The 17,487-nt window shown below is 62.7% G+C and carries 15 protein-coding genes; 9 read left to right on the top strand and 6 right to left on the bottom strand.

Going from position 1 to position 17,487, the window contains the following annotated elements; translation table 11 throughout:
• Nucleotides 1–65 precede the first annotated feature (65 nt).
• The 4 genes from E1H18_RS25955 to E1H18_RS25940 form a co-directional block, all read right to left on the bottom strand.
• Nucleotides 66–3,425: an ATP-dependent helicase gene (locus E1H18_RS25955; protein WP_172274969.1), complete on the bottom strand. Its 3,360-nt coding sequence runs from the start codon at nucleotides 3,423–3,425 to the stop codon at nucleotides 66–68.
• Nucleotides 3,426–3,427: 2 nt separating this feature from the next.
• Nucleotides 3,428–4,045, bottom strand: coding sequence for a hypothetical protein (locus E1H18_RS25950; protein WP_172274967.1), 618 nt, complete (start codon nucleotides 4,043–4,045; stop codon nucleotides 3,428–3,430).
• On the bottom strand, nucleotides 4,042–4,692 hold the full coding sequence (locus E1H18_RS25945) for a sigma-70 family RNA polymerase sigma factor (RefSeq protein ID WP_172274965.1): 651 nt from the start codon (nucleotides 4,690–4,692) through the stop codon (nucleotides 4,042–4,044). The genes E1H18_RS25950 and E1H18_RS25945 overlap by 4 nt, the downstream gene beginning before the upstream one ends.
• Nucleotides 4,693–4,956: 264 nt before the next feature.
• Nucleotides 4,957–5,775, bottom strand: a complete 819-nt coding sequence (locus tag E1H18_RS25940; RefSeq protein ID WP_172274963.1) for a hypothetical protein — start codon at nucleotides 5,773–5,775, stop codon at nucleotides 4,957–4,959.
• A 91-nt stretch (nucleotides 5,776–5,866) separates the two neighbouring features.
• On the opposite strand from E1H18_RS25940, the gene E1H18_RS25935 reads away from it, so the two are divergent.
• The 5 genes from E1H18_RS25935 (at nucleotide 5,867) to E1H18_RS25915 (ending at nucleotide 12,467) form a co-directional block, all read left to right on the top strand.
• Nucleotides 5,867–7,015: a DNA cytosine methyltransferase gene (locus E1H18_RS25935; protein WP_172274960.1), complete on the top strand. Its 1,149-nt coding sequence runs from the start codon at nucleotides 5,867–5,869 to the stop codon at nucleotides 7,013–7,015.
• Nucleotides 7,012–7,872: a hypothetical protein gene (locus E1H18_RS25930; protein WP_172274958.1), complete on the top strand. Its 861-nt coding sequence runs from the start codon at nucleotides 7,012–7,014 to the stop codon at nucleotides 7,870–7,872. The genes E1H18_RS25935 and E1H18_RS25930 overlap by 4 nt, the downstream gene beginning before the upstream one ends.
• Nucleotides 7,865–8,620 carry a GIY-YIG nuclease family protein gene (locus E1H18_RS25925; RefSeq protein ID WP_172274955.1) on the top strand — a complete coding sequence of 252 codons (756 nt, stop codon included), beginning with the start codon at nucleotides 7,865–7,867 and terminating at the stop codon, nucleotides 8,618–8,620. Before E1H18_RS25930 ends, E1H18_RS25925 begins: the two co-directional genes overlap by 8 nt.
• A 285-nt stretch (nucleotides 8,621–8,905) precedes the next feature.
• Entirely contained in the window at nucleotides 8,906–12,052 is a 3,147-nt protein-coding gene (locus tag E1H18_RS25920; protein WP_241736224.1) for a PAS domain-containing protein, read from the top strand.
• Nucleotides 12,042–12,467, top strand: coding sequence for a response regulator transcription factor (locus tag E1H18_RS25915; protein WP_172274950.1), 426 nt, complete (start codon nucleotides 12,042–12,044; stop codon nucleotides 12,465–12,467). Before E1H18_RS25920 ends, E1H18_RS25915 begins: the two co-directional genes overlap by 11 nt.
• A 172-nt stretch (nucleotides 12,468–12,639) precedes the next feature.
• On the opposite strand, the gene E1H18_RS25910 is transcribed toward E1H18_RS25915, so the two are convergent.
• Entirely contained in the window at nucleotides 12,640–13,494 is an 855-nt protein-coding gene (locus E1H18_RS25910; RefSeq protein ID WP_206679140.1) for an ImmA/IrrE family metallo-endopeptidase, read from the bottom strand.
• An 11-nt stretch (nucleotides 13,495–13,505) separates the two neighbouring features.
• Complete coding sequence (locus E1H18_RS25905) at nucleotides 13,506–13,817, bottom strand: helix-turn-helix domain-containing protein (protein WP_172274944.1); 312 nt, start codon at nucleotides 13,815–13,817, stop codon at nucleotides 13,506–13,508.
• A gap of 123 nt (nucleotides 13,818–13,940) precedes the next feature.
• Between E1H18_RS25905 and E1H18_RS25900 the strand changes: the two genes are divergently transcribed.
• The 4 genes from E1H18_RS25900 to E1H18_RS25885 all read left to right on the top strand — a co-directional run bounded on the left by E1H18_RS25900 (nucleotide 13,941) and on the right by E1H18_RS25885 (nucleotide 17,267).
• Complete coding sequence (locus E1H18_RS25900; RefSeq protein ID WP_172274941.1) at nucleotides 13,941–14,162, top strand: DUF2188 domain-containing protein; 222 nt, start codon at nucleotides 13,941–13,943, stop codon at nucleotides 14,160–14,162.
• A 56-nt stretch (nucleotides 14,163–14,218) separates the two neighbouring features.
• On the top strand, nucleotides 14,219–14,479 hold the full coding sequence (locus E1H18_RS25895; protein WP_172274939.1) for a hypothetical protein: 261 nt from the start codon (nucleotides 14,219–14,221) through the stop codon (nucleotides 14,477–14,479).
• A gap of 241 nt (nucleotides 14,480–14,720) precedes the next feature.
• Nucleotides 14,721–15,197, top strand: a complete 477-nt coding sequence (locus E1H18_RS25890) for a hypothetical protein (RefSeq protein ID WP_172274936.1) — start codon at nucleotides 14,721–14,723, stop codon at nucleotides 15,195–15,197.
• Between the two features lie 531 nt (nucleotides 15,198–15,728).
• Nucleotides 15,729–17,267 (top strand): Fic family protein, encoded by a 1,539-nt coding sequence (locus E1H18_RS25885; RefSeq protein ID WP_172274933.1) that lies wholly within the window; start codon nucleotides 15,729–15,731, stop codon nucleotides 17,265–17,267.
• The last annotated feature ends 220 nt before the right edge of the window (nucleotides 17,268–17,487 follow it).

Raw genomic sequence — 17,487 nt, 5'->3', positions numbered from 1 at the left:
GAATGGCGTCCTGTGAAAGGAGCGAAGTCACTGAGGAAAAACCGGAAGCAGGGCTCGCGCGCGGCTCACACGCCGCAGATGAAGTAGCACTGGCAGTTCGGGCACTGTCGCGCCTCTGGGACCGCCGCGAACTCACCACGCTCGATGGCAGTGATCGCATCGGCATATTCGCGAAGCAGTTTGTCGTCATTCTTGGCGACCATTGCGAACGACTCGTCCGTAGCCGGATAATAGGCTTCCACCGAGACAGTGCGGCCCGGATACCGCTGGGTGGCTCCTTTTCGGATTAGCGCATAAACTCGGTTTTCCGGTTCGGACTTCGTCTTGCGACCCGTGCGGATACGCTGGACGCGCACCCGACCATCTGGCGCGATGACGACCCGGTCAGGGGTATAGGTGATCGTCTTGCTGCCGACCTGCACCGGCCACGACTCTCGATCATAGGTTCCAGTTTCGGAGGCGATCAAGCGGGCGATGGATACCACCATCGTCTCCGCCGCCGAGCGGTAGTAGCCCTCGAACCCGTGGCCACCAGGGCCATGCTCTTCCCATTGTCGAGCGAGTTCCTGCAAGGCCTGGGCGGGGCTCGCCGGCTGCCCGTTCTCAACCTGTTGCTCAAGCCATCCCATTGTTCGGTGGACGCAGCGATGGAACCGCAGATAGGCGGACGAGTCCCGCCCACCGCGCAGCCCATCCAGTACCTCATACCGATAGCGCGCCGGACACCTCAGATAGACATCGAGTTCGCGCTCGTCATAGCCATCGCGCGGCGGAAGGGGCGACCAGATCCGCGTCGCCTTGAGGGCCGGCGCCGGACCATTGAACCGCTTCACCTCGAGATGGCGCGATACGGTATCGAGAAACTTCGACGCGCTGGCGTTGACCTGGGTGTAGCGCTCGGCCCGGGTCAGGCAGAGATGGTCGCGCGCACGCGATAGGCCTACGAAAAACAGGCATTCCTCTTCCGCGTCGTGGTCTTCCTTCTGCATGGTGAGCTTGCTGAGCGTCGCCGGCGATGGGCAGCGTGCCCATTGGCGATTGGTCGGCATGTAGCGGGTTGCAAGCGCCGGCAGATGTACCCCGCGGAACTCCAATCCCTTGCTGCCATGGATCGTCATCACCCGCACTGCGTCGAAATCCGCAGCTTCGGAGACAACAGCTCGATACCGGCTGTCCTGACTTAGCGCTTCAATGCGGCGGATGCGTTCGAGGAAGGCCTTGCGGCCCGGGTCGCGCAGATCCGCGCGTCCCTCAACGTCGTGTTGCTCGCTGCACACTTTGAGTAGCTGATAGATCGCGATCAGCTTTTGCTGCGCCTGCGAGTCCGGACTCTCCAGCAAGGGCCGAAGATAGTTGCTGCGTTCGAACAGCCACGTCGTGAGCAGCACCCATGGCGAAGTGGTCGGACCCATGCCGGTAAGATGCTCCGCCAGCTTGCCTAGACCTGCGCGGCCCTTCTCGCTCAGGCTCTCAATCTCGTTTAATCTAGCGAGGGCTTCATATACGGTATGGCCTTGGTCCTCGGACCAGCGAATGACCGCAAGAGCGTCATCCTTGGACGCCGCGTACTCCGACAGTTGTGCGACACGGACCAGCCCGATGCCGCCGAACTCCGCGTCGATGGCGACAAGTGAGAGCAGATCCCGCACGTCGTCTCGTTCGAACAGGTCCCCCAGATAAAGGAGAGGAACGCCGAGCTGCTCCAGCACATCGGTGATGCGCGAGAGCGTGAGGTGGCTGCGCGCAAGGATCGCCTGATCGCGGTATGCGACGCCGCTCGCACGGAGGGCTTCGATCTGATCGCGGATGGCGGCGGCCTCTTCCGCGACCGTGCCTGCCACGGTGAGCGACACTTTGCCAAGTTCACCACGGAACGCATCCCAGTTCGCCGCCGCTCCAGGGTCGGCCGCCATGTGGCGCGAGAACTCCGAGAACGCGCGCACCACCGGTGCGCCTGAGCGGTAGTTGCTGGTAAGCGATAGCTTCGAACCGCTGAAATCAGTCTGGAAGCGCTCGACGTTAGCAGGCGACGCCCCACGGAATCTGTAGATGGACTGACGCTGATCCCCCACCACCCACACGTCGTGACAGCCGCCGGCCAGCAATTGGAGAAGGCGGGCGCTAGCGAAGTTCACGTCCTGATACTCGTCGACCAGAATGTGCTGGAAACGCTGCTGGAACTCTGCGCGGATATCTTCGTGGGCCGCCATCAACTGCGCCGGCAGCATGATGAGATCGCCGAAATCAACGGCGTCCGCCTCGCGCAACACGTCTTGGTAGATCTTGTAGATCTCCCCGACTTCGACGGCCTTCTCCGCAGCCTCGACCTCGTCAGGTGTCGCGCAGGCAAGGGCGGCCTTCGCCTCGCTCAGATAATCCTCTGGCGAGATAAGCTCATCCTTACAGCGAGAGATAGCTTGCAGGACGTAGACCAGCTCATAGGCGGGCTCGAACAGGTTCTGATAGTGGCGCAGCGGAAGGCGCGACAGGTTTGCTTCGAGAAGTGCGAGCTGCGCGGTCTGATCGAGAATTTTGACGTCGGCCGTGCGCCCAAGGCGTCCAGGCCATTTGGTTACCATCTCCAGGCCAAAGCCGTGGAATGTTCCTACCCACATCTCGATCGCGGCATCCTGATGGGAGTCGGAAAGCCGCTCACGCATCTCTTCAGCAGCTTTCTTCGAGAAGGTGAGCGCAAGGATCGAACCTGAAAGAGCTCCCTGGCCAAGGACATGCCCGATGCGGTGCACGAGCGTACGGGTTTTGCCCGTCCCCGGTCCTGCGTCGACTAGGAGAGGACCCCCGTTCCACGTCGCCGCGTGTTTCTGGCTTTCATCGAGTTCGATCAGCACTTCTGGACCTCGAGCATCCGGTTCGCGGAGGGGGGGCAACAGCAAGGCTCGGATGGCTTGGTTCAGGACAAGCCCGTTTGGAAGGCCCAATTCTTCAGCGACTTCTGATGGGCGCCGGGCCTTCTCCACTAGTTCGGTGCGTAGCCAGTCCGCAGGGCACAGGAACTCTCCGGCGAAGATATCCGCCTGCACCTCCTTGCGCTCGCGCGGCGAATAGCCCTCGACCACGCCCGCGCCGCTGTCGATCACGTCCCCCCCAAGGTGAGACTGGAGGTTTCGCACTTCGTTGCTTGGATCGTGGTGGAGTTCCGAGTGGCCGATCTCGTGAGCTATCACGACCACCTCTTCCTTTGGAGCCTGGCCGGTGACGACATAGACGAGCCCGTCCGCCCGCTCGAAAGACCCGTGGACACCAACGCCGAAGACTTCACCGGGCTGGCAGTAACGTAGCTCCAGATCTGCGTCCCTCAACGCGGCATTGACAAGAGCGCGACCGCGACGGTCGCCGTGGGACACAACCAGCGCCTTTACATGGCAAGCGCGGGCCTTCAGCCGAATGTCACGCCAAGCGTCCATGGCTAGTCCTCCTCAAGCCAGTAGGATTTGCGTTCCGGCGACATGCTGCTTCGTTGCACGCTCTCCTCGTAGCTGCATTTTATGACCGTGGGCTGCTGCGACGCCTTTGCATGGCCCATGGAGGGATGAGCCTGCGAATAGGCAAGCGCACATTCGAACTGCGCATGGGTCGCTTGAAGCTGGCCTAGCAGCGCCTTTACCAACCGCGGCCCAACCGGAGGCGACATGCGCCCACGAAAAAGGTCCGCAAGGACGTCGCGACCCACATCGAGAGCGCGGCTGAGCTGCCGCGTGTCCAAACCCACGGCGGACAGCAATTGATCGAACGTCGTTTCCGGCGCAACTTGAGTGTCGGCCTGTTCGGCCGCCTGAGCCTTGTAGATGGCGTTGAGCGCACGACTCCGGGCGCGGTTCATCATCAGTTCGTCGACCGCTTCCTCATCAGCTTCGTCGTCCGCCGCCCAATCACGCATGATCCCTGCATGCGCGCGAATATCGTCCGCGAACTCGGGGTAACGCCGCGTCCAGTCGATGATCTGATCCAGGGTCGGGGTGGCGCATTCCCGGTGGAATGCGAACAGGACCTCGTCCCGCCTCATGGCCTTGGTTTGGTCCGTCATGCCTTAGCTCCAAGAATGGCTTTAACCTGTTCCTCTGTTTCCTTGACCCACTCTTCCGCCGTCTTGGCGCTCACACCGAGCGCTGAGGCGATGGATTCGACCTTGATGGAGTTGCGTGGCACGCCATCCATGTGAAGGCGAAAGGCGAGGCGTCTACGCGGATCAGCGATCCGCTTGAGCACGCTTTCAACATGGGCCTGCTCTTCGGTCGGCGAGGACAATTCCTTCTGGCCACCTGCAGATGGCTGCTGCTCCTCCACGTGGACGTAGCGGTCAGAGTGGAGCTCCTCCCGCCGGATCGCGTCGGCGGCACGAAACCTGATGGTCGCGACGAACGCAGTGCGCATCGCAGTGCCGTCAGCCGACTTGGGCAGCAGCACCGCGTCGATCAGTTTGCCATGCGCCTCCTCGATCATGTCCCACCCCTCGTTGCGGTGGTTACGGCCGATACGCTTGCGCAGGATGCGCATGATGCGGTCGGAGATCTCGCTCATGAGGGCGTTGATAGTGCGTCGGCCGCCTGAAGACCCAATCTTCTGGGCGGCCATCACAAGGCGATGGCCCGGAATTTTAGAAAGCTCTTGGCGGTCGACTACTTGTCGCCAGCCGGCGATATCGCCGGGATCCGGTCCTTCTTCTTCGTCCATTATCGTTCCTCAACAGCCTCTTCGACGCGGTTCAGACGTGGAGCGAGCCCACGTCGAAAAAACCGGAAGCGATCAGCGAAATAACTTTCGCCACTAGGTTGTTGTGGTCAAGCTGGTTCCGAACAAGTAGTGAACGGGGCGCGCAATGGCCTGAACCCAGTTGGTGCGCTGAGGGTCCGAGGGGCGCACGTGCCGCTTCTAGAGGTTTCCCAAGCTCCGCCAATGGTACTACTCCACCGATGGTCGGACTTCAGGCCCTCGTCCTCATCGAGATCGAATGTCCGCGCTCCGGTTCTCATCAGCCGCTCGGACGGAAAGATGCCGGGCCAGCGCCGCCTGGCCGAACCGGTGAAGGTCGTAGTCGGTTTGGCCATAGAGCAGAACCAATCCACCCTCGATCATGTCCAATCCGACATCTGCGCTCTCGGCGATCGCCAAAACCTCGCCGGCCAGCTCCGCAGGCAGCGACATGGCCACCAGGGGAAAGCGTTCGACATGAACGCCGCCAAAACCACCGGCGTTACAGCTGTTGACAGTCAAAACGCCCAGGGCTGACAGGGCCATCACCGCACCGATGACGCCGACGTCCAGGCCCCACAGGTCTTCCTCAGGAAAGACGGCGTCGTCGAGTTCCTCGGCGTAGCGTCGGGCCTCGTGCTCCAGGTCAGCCGCCTCGGCGAAGCGTTCGAACAGCGCCTGCTCGCGCTTGAGCGCCTCGGCGACAAAATCCCAGCTTATCCCGCGCAGGTCGCGATACTGTTGGTTGCCCTCAAGACCTATATCCTCGCCGGCGTCGGCTTCTGCGTCACTGATTGGGCGCAGACGCGCGATATCCACTCGCCGTACGATCGCCCGATCATAGAACTTCTGGGGTGCCATCCCACCTCTCAGCCTGGTCTTGACCACGCGCCGAAGAAGAACAAAATAGAAACACTCGACGAGGCGCCGCGATGGCGCCAGTGTGGCGCCATGAACGACGATTCGAAAATCCCAAGCATCCGGGCGCTGGACCGCATCAACCTGCGGCTCTCGGCCGACACCTTCGCAGCGATCGACGAATCCCGTCTGGCCCGTTCTGGCCATGTCTCTCGTAACACTTGGGTAACCGAAGCAGTCGAGGAAAAACTGGCCCGGGATCGCGCGGACCGCGCCCTTGGGGAGGGTCGACGCCGCAATGGGTAGGTTCTACGAATTCTTCGCGGGCGCGGGCATGGCCCGCGCGGGCCTGGGTCCGGGCTGGACCTGCCTGTTCGCCAACGACTTCGATTTCAAGAAGGGCCTAACCTACCAGGACAACTGGGGCACGGGCGGCGAGCTGCATGTCGGCGACGTGCGCAAGGTCGAAACCAGCCAACTTCCCGGGCAGGCCGACCTAGTGTGGGGATCGTTTCCCTGTCAGGACCTGTCCCTTGCAGGAGGCGGCGCGGGCCTGAAGGGCGAACGCTCGGGTACTTTCTATCCGTTCTGGGACATAGTCACCGCGCTGATTGCCGAAGGCCGCGGTCCCAAGATGGTGGCGCTGGAGAATGTCTGCGGAACCTTGACCTCCCACCAAGGCCGCGACTTCGAGGCTATCTGCAAGACCTTCGCTGATGCCGGCTATCGCTACGGGGCTCTGGTCATCAACGCCCAGCTGTTCGTGCCCCAGTCGCGACCTCGGTTGTTCGTCATCGGCGTGCGCGCCGACGTGGAAATCGATCCGGCCCTTCTGTCGTCGGGCCCCATCGCGCCTTTCCACACCTCGGCCCTGCAGCGCGCCTTCGAACGGGTCGATCCCGCGGCGCTCGAGAGCATGGTGTGGTGGAACCTGCCCACCCCGCCGCGCCGCACACAGACCTTCGCCGATCTTATCGAGGACCAGCCCACCAGCGTTTCCTGGCACAGCCCGGCCGAGACGAAGGCGCTGCTGGCGATGATGTCGCGGATCAACCTGGACAAGGTCAACGCCGCTAAGCGCGCGGGCCGGCGGATGGTCGGAGGCGTCTACAAGCGCACACGGCTCGACGAGAAGGGCGCCAAGGTCCAGCGCGCCGAGATCCGCTTCGACGATGTCGCCGGCTGCCTGCGCACTCCTGCCGGCGGCTCCAGCCGCCAGGTGATCGTCGTGGTCGACGGCGAGAACGTCCGCAGCCGCCTGATCTCGGCCCGCGAAACCGCGAGCCTGATGGGCCTGGACAAGGACTACAAACTGCCCAGGAACTACAACGAAGCCTACCACTTGACGGGCGACGGCGTGGCCGTGCCCGTGGTGCGTCACTTGGCCGAGCACATCTTCGAACCCCTACTTGGTAAGGCCGCTAAGGCCAAGGCGGACGCTGCGTGAGCGTCATTCCCTGCGACCAGGATTCTCGGCTGCGCGCCCAGATCGATCGGTTCGCGGAGGCTTTGAAGACCCAGGCCCACGCCCTTGGCGATCACGGACTTAGCGAAGCCGATTTCTACGCGTCGCCGATCTTACGCGGCGCGATCGAGAAGCTGCGCGGTGAGTTTTCCGCCACCATGCGGGGCAAGCGCGAGTTCGTTCAGCATGTGCTCAACCACATGCAGGACGGCGGGTTCATCGCTGACTGGGATCGCGCCAAGGCCGGAGCCCGCAACGATTACTACGTCCAGCTCAACAGCGGCCGCATCGCCGTCATCGACCTGAAAGGCTGTCTGGACGGCGCCAACACCAACATCTTCGAGCGCCCTCCCGAGGCCGACGAGTTCGTCACCTGGAGTCTGTGTACCAACACCGGCGCGGACCCGCGCCGCAACGCCTGGTCAGGGATTCACACGCGGCTGAGCGCGGAGATGATCAGCCGCAACCAGCGCGTCGACGGCGTGGTGATCTGGGACTGGATCTGCGGGACGTTGGGGCGCCCCTGTCCCAAGCTGGCCACGCTCGCGCAGTCGCCTCGAACGACCTCTCTGGGTCCATTCACCACTCCGCCGCCTTGTATCTACGTGCTTCCCGGCGAGATCCCGTGCCTAGAGCGGCCGCACGCTCCGGCCCGGAGGTTGGAGGCCGTGGAGTTGCTGGCGGCCTTTCACCAGGCCTTCGGCGGGACCGACGACGAGGTCAACTATGTCGACTTCGATCTGGCCGAACAGGGCGAGGGTCTCTTCCGTCGCACCAGCGTCCGCCGAGCCGGCTTGCCGCAACACGCCTCCGAGATGACGCCGATCCGCCGTGTCTGAGCCCGCTCCTTCCCTGTTCGGGACCAACCCCGACTTTATCAAACGCCCGCCGTTCGAGACCGACGACCTACGCGCGTGCCTAACGCGTTTCCTCGACACGCCCTTCGAGCACGATCCGTCCGGCGAGCGCCCCTTGGTCGGTAACTATCGGTGGGGGGTCTACGCATTCTTCGACTATGACGACGAGCCGATCTATGTCGGCCAGACCAACGAGCAATTACGCACCCGCATCCGCCGCCACCTGACCAACCAACGCACCGACGCGGTAGCTATGTCGGTCTTGGACCCATTTGAGGTCTTGAGGATCAAGGTCTGGCCCCTGCCGCAGTTTCAAGCCGTCAATCCCAAGGACAAGGTCCTAGCGCCGCCGGCCCGCGCTCATCTCGACGCCCTGGAGCGGCTGATCACCAATAAGGCCGTCGCTGAATCTCAGTTCAAGGCGATCCTCAATGAGAAGGACCCGCCGCCAGGAACCCTGACCGTCGATGAGCCGCCCGCCTTTGAGGACCGTATCGTTTCCGACCGGGTCTTAGAATTGCGTGGCCATCCAGATTTTCGCATTGCCCGGCGCGCCCTCATCATCTCTCGGCTCGCTCAGGTCATCTCCGAGCGCCAAGTCAAAGGCGGTTTGCGGCGGGTGATGCTGACCCAGGCCAAGCGCCTGCAGTGGCTGGCCGCCCGCCGATTCGAGGCCACGGGAGGGGCGACCTCCGTGCCTAAGGAGGGCGAGGAGGACGCGGAGGAGTAGGACATGCGACAATCGCCGGCCTCCGCGGTCGAGAGCCGACGTCCTGTTTCTGGAGGTATGCCAATGTCTGTAAATGGCGCGCTGACGACAAATGATCGGGGAGGGAGGAGGCTTTGAGAAAGGGGTCTTTAAAGAACATCGGTCACCGAACGGGTGTCACTTTGTCGCACGCATCCGTTAACCCTGTTGCCACCTCTCGCGTCTAAGGTCTTGCAAACGATTGGGTGAGACGAGATGGGTGATCGCGAGGGGCAAAGGCTGGCAGCCTTGCGGGCCTATAGTGTCTTGGACACAGAGGCTGACGCCGCGATTGATCGCCTTGCCGGACTGGCTGGAAACCTGTTTTCGACACCGATTTCGCTGGTTTCGCTGATCGACGAGCATCGACAGTGGTTCAAGGCCAGGGTCGGCCTGGAAGCGTCGGAGACGCCGCGCGATCAGGCCTTCTGCGCCCACGCCATCGCCATGGGTCCCGACGCCGTGATGGTGGTCGAAGACGCCACTCAGGACCCGCGCTTTGCGAACAATCCCCTGGTCACCGGGGCGCCGGACATTCGCTTCTATGCGGGCGCGACCCTGACCACCAAGGAGGGCCACAACCTTGGCACCCTCTGCGTCATCGACGACAAGCCAAGGCCGCGCCCCAGCCCCGCCGAGCTGGAACGGCTTCAGCTACTGGCGCGCATCGTGGTCGACGAGTTCGAACTGACCCGCGCCCACCGCCAGGCCCGCGAAAAACAGCGGCTTCTCGAGATCGCCGAGACCATGTCTGGCGTTGGCCACTGGCGGCTGGATCTAGCCACCAACAAGCCGACCTGGTCAGACGGGGTTTACGCGATCCACGGCGTTGATCGCGAGAGCTTCGATCCCGGACTCGACGACGCCATCGCTTTCTATCATCCCGACGACCGCGACATGGTCCGGTCTCATCTGGCCAATGCTATCGAGACCAGCGCCGGGTTTGAGTTCAGGCTGAGGCTGATGCGCGCCGACGGCGCCATGCGCCACGTCGTCTCGCGCGGGGTCTGCGAACTGGACGACCATGGCAAGCCGTCTGCGATCATTGGGCTGTTCCAGGACATAACCGACACTGTCACGACCATCGAGACCCTGAAGGATCGCAAGCAGCGCTATCAACTGGTTACCCAACATGCCGGCGACGTCATCACCCGATACGATTTTGCAGGTGCGGGCCACTTCATCTCGCCGGCCATCGAGAAACTGCTCGGCTACACCGTTGAGGAAACCATCGGACTGACCGTGCCCTCGGTGCTGCACCCGGCGGATCGCGAGCAGGTGATGGCGGTGTTCGAGGCGATGTCGCGCGGGCTGGACCAGAGCACGCTTCAACACCGCTCGCGCCACAAGGCGGGTCACTACATCTGGGTGGAATCCAACCTGCAGCTGGTGCGCGATGAGTCCGGCGCGCCGCAGGAAATCGTCTCGGTCTCACGCGACATCACCGACCGTAAGGCCCTGGAACTGGAGATGATGGACGCCCGCGACACTGCGCGGGAACAGGCCCAGCGGGCGCGGCTGGCCGAGGACATCGGCGGCGTCGGCTACTGGCGATACGACCTGAAGGCCCTGGAGCTGGATGTGTCGCCCAAGATGTTCGAAATCTATGGGCTAGAGCGCGTCGAGCGGCCGGCCATGGCCAGCTTCAACGATCGTATCCATCCCGAAGAACGCGCCTGGACCATGGCCCGGATCGCCGAACGCCTGAAGACCGGCGAGGCCGACTACAACGTCACCACGCGCATCGTCCGCCCGGACGGCGAGGAGCGCTATATTTCTGGCAGCACGTTCATCGATATGGGTCCCGACGGCGTCCCGAACTTCATCATGGGCACGGTCCGCGACATCACCGACGAGCGCCGGGCTCAGGCCGATCTGGCGGCTAGTGAAAGCCGCTATCGGCTGATGGCCGACAGCGCCAGCGACATGATCACATCCTTCGGACCGGCCGGCGATATTCGATTCATCTCGCCAGCATGCCACCCCATTCTCGGCTATACGCCCGAGGAGATGATTGGCCGCCGGGTCATCGATATGACCCATCCCGAGGATGTGGCGGTGATGATAGGGTACTATGGCGACCTGATCGCCAAGGGGCCCTCCGCGACCTCCGAGCCCTATCAGTTTCGGGGACGGCACAAGGACGGTCATTGGGTCTGGCTGGAGGGACAGCCAAAGCTGTTTTTCGATGCGGAGACCGGCAAGCTGGCCGCGATCCAGGACGTCGCGCGGGACATCACCGGCCGCAAGGCGCTCGAGGCGGCGCTGGAACTGGCCCGCGCCGAGGCCGAGGCGGCTGCTGCGGTGAAGGCCGAATTCCTGTCGAACATGAGCCACGAGCTGCGCACACCGCTGACGGCCGTGCTGGGCTTCTCGCGCCTGATCGAGGATCAACCCGAACTGTCGCCCGCCACCCGCCGCTTCGTGGATCGGGTCTCCAACGCCGGCAAGGCGCTGCTATCGACGGTCAATGACATTCTGGACTTCTCCAAGCTGGAGGCTGGTCAGGTCGAGATCATCGTCGCCCCCAGCAATCCGCGCCAGGTCTTGGAAGACGCCATGGACCTCTTCTCGGGCCAGGCCCAGGAAAAGGGCCTGGATCTGGTCATGACCGGCCTAGATAAGCTGCCTGATGGACTGGCCCTGGCCCCCGACCGGATCCGCCAGATCCTGCTCAACCTGATCGGCAACGCGGTGAAGTTCACCGACCGCGGTCGAGTGACGCTGGACGCCAGGTGGACGGCCAGAACCCGCCGCCTTCGCGTCTCGATCACCGACAGCGGCGTGGGCATTCCCGCCGACCGTCTGGGCCAGCTGTTCAAGCGGTTCTCGCAGGTCGACGGGTCCTCCACGCGCCGACATGGCGGGACGGGCCTGGGCTTGGCGATCTGCAAGGGCCTGGTCGACGCCATGGGCGGCCGGATCGGCGTCTCTAGCCAGGCCGGCCAGGGATCCTGCTTCTGGTTTGAGATCCCGGCCGACAAGACCTCGCGCGCTGCGACCGAAGTAGATGGCGAGACGGCGTTCATACCCGAAGGTTGCCGGGTGCTGGTGGTTGACGACAACCCGGTCAATCGCGACCTGGTCTGTGCGGTGCTGCGGGCGTTCGGCGCTGAAATGGCCGAGGCGCCCGACGGCGAGACGGCTGTCCAGCTCGCCGCCGGTGAGCCCTTCGACGTGATCCTTATGGACCTGCGCATGCCGGGCATAGGCGGCGAGGCCGCGACCCGACAGATTCGCAAGGACGGGCTCAACGGCAATGTCCCGATCATCGCCTTCTCGGCCGATGTGGGCGGCGTCTTGCCGGTGGACGTCTTCGACGGCTTGGTCGCCAAGCCGCTGGATGCGCGCACGCTGATCGCGGAGATCAACCGCACCCTGTCCTTCGAGGGAGATATCGAAAATGCCGCCTAACGCGCGCACGAAACGGATCTTCATCGCGGAAGACGACCGCAACCTGCTGGAACTTCTGACCACGCGGCTTGACCTGGCCGGCTACGTGACCAGTTTCGGTCGCGATGGATGGGAGGCCCTGGAGGGCATCCACAGCACCCGGCCCGCCGCTATAGTACTGGACGTCAACATGCCCCGGCTGGACGGCTTTGGCGTGCTGCGCCATCTCAGGAAGAGCCCGGCCGTGTCCAATATCCCAGTGATGATGCTTACGGCCCGCAATGCACCAAACGACATTCGCGAAGCCCTCGCTCTAGGTGCAAAAGACTATCTCGCCAAGCCGTTCAACGACGCGATGTTGTTGGCGCGGGTAGCTCGCCTGCTGCGCCCCAGGCCGACGGCGCCTCCAGTCGTTTCAAACGAAGTGCTGCTCTAGCGGCCTTCATACATATCCAGCGGACAGGCTCAATTTAGCGGCGATTCCGCTCAGCGCTGCCTTGTCGGTATGGAATTCAGCGTCGTGTTCCTGCATCGACGCCAGAGTCCGCTTGTGGCGCTTGGCGGCCGAAGTGGTTGCCGCGTCCAAGCCTGCCGGTCCGGCACGCGAACTAGAATCGCGGATTCCAGCGCGCGACCATGTCGTCTTCATCTTCATTTTCGTCGTCGGTCGGGTCGTCGGCCAAGAGCAGCATGGTCACCGCGTGACCGTTGGCCTGCCGGAGAACCTGTTCAAGAACACGGGGCGACGGACGCCCCCACTCATGCTGAAGCCAGATCGTCCCATCCATCTCGATCCAGTCGGACGGCTCTGCGATACCGGCGTTCGCTCTGACTTTCGTGGCGCAGTCGGACGGAAGGCGACTTTTTCTCTCCACGGCCAACCGAGGGAAGCGCACATGCGAACGGGCGTACCGGACCAAGCCATCGTAAGAGAATACGACGGCGCATGGGGTCGAGGTCAACTCGACGAACCGGTTCGCGGCTGCTTCCAGGCTGACGTCATAGGACCTTGCTAGCTTGCGGAGATGGCTGGCCTCCGGGAGGCCAAGTCCGTCCGCGTCGCGCTCAAACCAGGGCTTCGGCATGAGAATGCCCGCCGCGAAACGGTTTGCTTCGGCCTCCCGCCTTTGCGCCGGTGTGGAGAACCCGCGCTCGCTGAGATGGGATTGGGTACACTGCTGGTTCCCGACGTGGGTGGGGATCAGGAAATGGCCCAACTCATGACCGATGGTGAAGCGCCGACGGCCGCCGGGCACGCCCGGCCTGCACAGAATGATGCCTTGGCTTTTGTCAGGATCGGTCAGCAAGGCCCCCTCGAAGGACGTCGTGTCCAGATCCTTGATCTCAAGAATATTCACTGCCGCCGCGAGCGCCTCGATCGGAACGGGCGGCGTCCAGTCAGGGTGATGCCTCAGGATGGTCTGGATCAGCCGCTCGGGAGAGCCGCAGTCTGCCAAATCCATGAGGAGCTCGCTCACGGCTTCTTCAGTGCCTCGGCCATGGCGCGAACGGCCGCCCAAGCCTTTTCGTCCAGCTTGCCGTCAAACTCCCGATAGAACTGGAGGGCAGGCGCCTCTTCCGAAGGCTCGCTCTCATCCGACAGGAACGCCACCGTCACTTTGTAGTGGTCGGCCAGTCGCCGGAGCAGGTCCAGGCTCGGATTTGTGCTGTCGCCGCGTTCGAGTTGCCAGATGTGAGCCTTGGACACGCCGACACCGTCAGCGACCTGTTGAAGCGATTGCCCGCTTTTGACCCGCAGATCCTTGAGCTTGTTGGCCAAAGACATTCGGTCCCTCGCAAGCGCTGTAAAGATGAATCGTACGCGCCGGAAGACCGGGTTGACAAGTGATATCACCGTAAACTATATCATACGTCACGTTCATCCCGGACGAGGAAGGAGGTGAAGGAAATGGGCAAGAACCAACACGTCGTCCCCCACGCCAATGGCTGGGCCGTCCGTGGCGCGGGCAATGCGCGCGCAACCACGGTGCATCAGACGCAGGCCGAAGCGATCTCTTACGCGCGAAACATCGCTCAAAATCAACAGAGCGAACTGCTGATCCACGGCCGCAACGGTCAGATCCGCGAGCGTGACAGCTTCGGAAACGATCCCTACCCGCCGAAAGGCTGAACTTCGAAAGGCCGCGTCAGTCGTGACGCGGCCTTTCGTTCATCAGGAGCATCCCCATGCGCTTCGAAGGCACCATCGTTCGCGAACAAGGGGTGGCCTTCGCCACCGTCGTGGTGAAGCGGCACATCCTCGATAACAACGCGGAAGCCATCCGGGTGGCGCGCAGCTTTCAGCCGGCTTTCCCCGGTCTGCCAGTGGTGCTGGTGGCGCAGAATCACCGGGGCGCGGCGACCTATTTCGGCCGGCCCGACATCGCCCGTTTCCTATCCCGCGTCCCCGTCAGCGCCATCCCCTGGCGCGAATACACCCTGCACTGAGGTCTCCATGGTAAAGCCCCCTCGAATCCGTCCGCCTCGCCCGCCCAAACCGGTCGATCGTCTGCAGAACATGCGGACAATCCGCCCCCTGGGGAAAACCAAATGGATCCGCGCCCACTGGCGCTGGGACTATGATCGGAACGCCTGGGAGTGGGTTCTCGGGCACTGGTCGAAGTAGGGCGTGGGCCCGTCCGCACACCGCCGCCGAGTGGGATGCGAGACCTTCAATGGAGACGCCGAAATGGACGGCCATAACTTCGAGAGGCTCAAGGCCCATGTCCTGCCGCTGTCGCTCTCCCAGGACTTCGACGTCGCCAGGCGAGAGTGGGGGCTTGTCGCCGTGGAGATCAGCGACGAGTGGGACCATTGTCCTTGCGGCCAGGAGATCAAGGAGCATTGCTACATCCGCAATCGGATGACCGGCCGCGAGACCTATGTCGGCAACGTCTGCATCAATCGCTTCATTCAGATCGACACAGGCAATCTGTTCGACGGCCTGAAGCGGATCGCGAAGGACCCTACGGCGAATGCGAACACCGACTTGATCGAGCATGCGATGCGCATGGGATATCTCTACGGCGAGAAGGAATACACCTTCCTCAAACAGACCGTGCGCAAGCGTATTCTGTCGGAGAAGCAGCTGGCTTGGAAAGTGAAGATTAACCAACGCATCGTCGCCCAGACCGTCGTCGTAAAACGCACAGTCAGATCAAGTTAGCGTCCGGGGGCTGCGGCCGCTTCCGCTTCTGGGCGCCGCTGACCTCCGGAAGCCAGAGCGCTTCGATTCGACTGGCGGATCAGCTGAAATGCCACGCCCGAACGAAAGCCTCCCCACTGGCGATCAAACTATCGACGCTCTCCGTCGGCGGGTTGGGAAGGGGGCGATCCTTGAATCGTTCAACGTCGAAACGTGCGAAGACTGCCTCAGCTAGGCGCTGGGCGTCTTGGTTGGGCCACCATTCCTGCAGGCCTTGTTCGAGGCTTGGCAAGCCGTCGACCGGCCCGGGACCCAGGAACAGGCGCGAGGCGAGCTGCCGACTCCCGAACTATACTAGGCTGCGATAAGCCAGCTGGCTGCGACGGGAAGGGTAGCGCTAGCCGTTGAGCTTCAGGACGGCGACTGTCGCGCCCACAGCGCAGGTCGAGAACGATATTCGCAATTTTGCGACTTTGTGATAGATTTTCGCGTGCGGTGATCGGTTCTCACAACTCAATTGTGGTCTGGTGAGCGAGAATCACGGAGTCCCCGATGGGTGAATGGCCTGCGCAGGTGGTGAGCGACTTTCGCGGCAAAGCTTTGCCGGAAGCCGGCGAGCCTGCGGGCTATGCCGCTCTTATAGCCCGATACGAGCTGGACCTTCCATCACCCCCCCGCATGGCGGCCATCGCCGGCCGGCATCATCCCGTCTCGAACGAGGAGTGGTTGATGCTGACGCCAAGGCATCGCCCCGATCGGTCCCTGGGTGATCAACTCACCTTCGCCTTCAGATACGAAGGCGTGGATCTACAGGTCCTTTCGAGCCTCTTCGAGACTGTGCCCCCCGAGGACATCGCTACGCTTGTCCGGGCCGCGCCGACTGGCGGCTTCGCCCGACGCCTGTGGTTCCTTTACGAATGGCTGACCGAACGCCAACTGGACGTCCCCGATCCAGGAAAGGTCCGCCTGATCCCTGTGCTCGACGCTGATCAGCAATACGCCCTGGCCGAGGGCGAGCCCTCGCCAAGGCATAAGGTCCTCAACAACCTGCCCGGCTCACGCGCCTTCTGCCCGCTCGTGCGCAAGGCGCCCGAGCTTGCAGCCTATTGCGAAAAGGCTCTCGACGAACGGGCCCGAGCGGCCATGGGCCGGGTCCGGCCCGACCTGATGGCGCGAGCCGCAGCCTTCCTCCTGCTCAACGACTCCAAGTCCTCCTTCGCTATCGAGGGTGAGCGCCCCACCGGACAGCGCGCCGCGCGATGGGGCCAGGCCATCGCCCAGGCAGGCATGGTGGCGCTCAGCCAAGCCGAACTTGACCGTTTGCAGCGCATTGTCATCGGCGATGCGCGCTTTGTGAGGTTGGGATTAAGAGAGGAGGGTGGCTTCGTCGGCGTCCATGACCGCGACACCAACCAGCCCATACCAGACCACATCAGCGCCCGGCACGAGGATCTTGCCAGTCTGATCGAGGGTGTCGTCGCCTTCGCCGAGCGCGCGGCGCGCGGCAGGATGGATCCCATTGTGACCGCAGCTTGTCTGGCCTTCGGCTTCGTCTACATCCATCCCTATGTCGACGGTAACGGCCGGCTGCATCGCTGGCTGATCCATCACGCTCTGGCACGAGCCGCCTTCAGCCCCCCAGGCCTAGTTTTCCCGGTCAGCGCGGTGATCTTGAGAAACATCGAGCGCTATCGAACCGTTCTCGAGGCCTATTCCAGGCCTTTGCTGGCTCATATCGAATGGCACCCCACGCCCGACGGCAATGTCGTGGTGCTCAACGACAGCGCGCGGTTCTACCGCTACTTTGACGCCACAGCCCATGCGGCCTTCCTCTACGACTGTGTCGAGCAGACCATCGAGCACGACTTGCCCGAAGAGGTCGGTTTTCTTCAGGCGTTCGACGCCTTCGGCCAGGCCGTGCAGCAGATCGTCGACATGCCAATGGCGCAGCTTGAGCTTCTCCATAAGTTCCTTGATCAGAACGATGGGCGACTGTCCCAGCGCGCCCGGGACCGGGAATTCGCCGCGTTGACGCCGGGCGAGATCGCCGGCGTCGAGGCCGCTTATGTGGACGCCTTCGCCAAAGCCTAGATATTGCGCAGCGCAATTTCAGAGAACGTATGTGTTTGCGGCGACTATGAATGCGCCTACTATTTTACACTCGCGTATTTCCGATAAGATATATTATACGAGGCGCGTCTGTAGCCGGGCGGATTCTATTTTGAAGTGCGATTTGTGAGGGTTTTTATGGACTTACGTCCACGGAGATTTTTCACATGGGATCGCGCTACGACCATATCACGATTGAAGA

This window comes from Caulobacter sp. RHG1 (assembly GCF_013181195.1).
In the GTDB taxonomy this organism is placed as follows: domain Bacteria; phylum Pseudomonadota; class Alphaproteobacteria; order Caulobacterales; family Caulobacteraceae; genus Caulobacter.
The sequence above is the reverse complement of the archived record's forward strand: the minus strand, read 5'-3'. Positions and strand labels throughout refer to the sequence as shown.

Bases quoted from the DNA above. Each gene is read 5' to 3' on its own strand.
- E1H18_RS25955 (WP_172274969.1), bottom strand. From the start codon at position 3,425: ATGGACGCTTGGCGTGACATTCGGCTGAAGGCCCGCGCTTGCCATGTA.
- E1H18_RS25950 (WP_172274967.1), bottom strand. From the start codon at position 4,045: ATGACGGACCAAACCAAGGCCATGAGGCGGGACGAGGTCCTGTTCGCA.
- E1H18_RS25945 (WP_172274965.1), bottom strand. From the start codon at position 4,692: ATGGACGAAGAAGAAGGACCGGATCCCGGCGATATCGCCGGCTGGCGA.
- E1H18_RS25940 (WP_172274963.1), bottom strand. From the start codon at position 5,775: ATGGCCAGAACGGGCCAGACGGGATTCGTCGATCGCTGCGAAGGTGTC.
- E1H18_RS25935 (WP_172274960.1), top strand. From the start codon at position 5,867: ATGGGTAGGTTCTACGAATTCTTCGCGGGCGCGGGCATGGCCCGCGCG.
- E1H18_RS25915 (WP_172274950.1), top strand. From the start codon at position 12,042: ATGCCGCCTAACGCGCGCACGAAACGGATCTTCATCGCGGAAGACGAC.
- E1H18_RS25910 (WP_206679140.1), bottom strand. From the start codon at position 13,494: ATGGATTTGGCAGACTGCGGCTCTCCCGAGCGGCTGATCCAGACCATC.
- E1H18_RS25905 (WP_172274944.1), bottom strand. From the start codon at position 13,817: ATGTCTTTGGCCAACAAGCTCAAGGATCTGCGGGTCAAAAGCGGGCAA.
- E1H18_RS25900 (WP_172274941.1), top strand. From the start codon at position 13,941: ATGGGCAAGAACCAACACGTCGTCCCCCACGCCAATGGCTGGGCCGTC.
- E1H18_RS25895 (WP_172274939.1), top strand. From the start codon at position 14,219: ATGCGCTTCGAAGGCACCATCGTTCGCGAACAAGGGGTGGCCTTCGCC.
- E1H18_RS25890 (WP_172274936.1), top strand. From the start codon at position 14,721: ATGGACGGCCATAACTTCGAGAGGCTCAAGGCCCATGTCCTGCCGCTG.
- E1H18_RS25885 (WP_172274933.1), top strand. From the start codon at position 15,729: ATGGGTGAATGGCCTGCGCAGGTGGTGAGCGACTTTCGCGGCAAAGCT.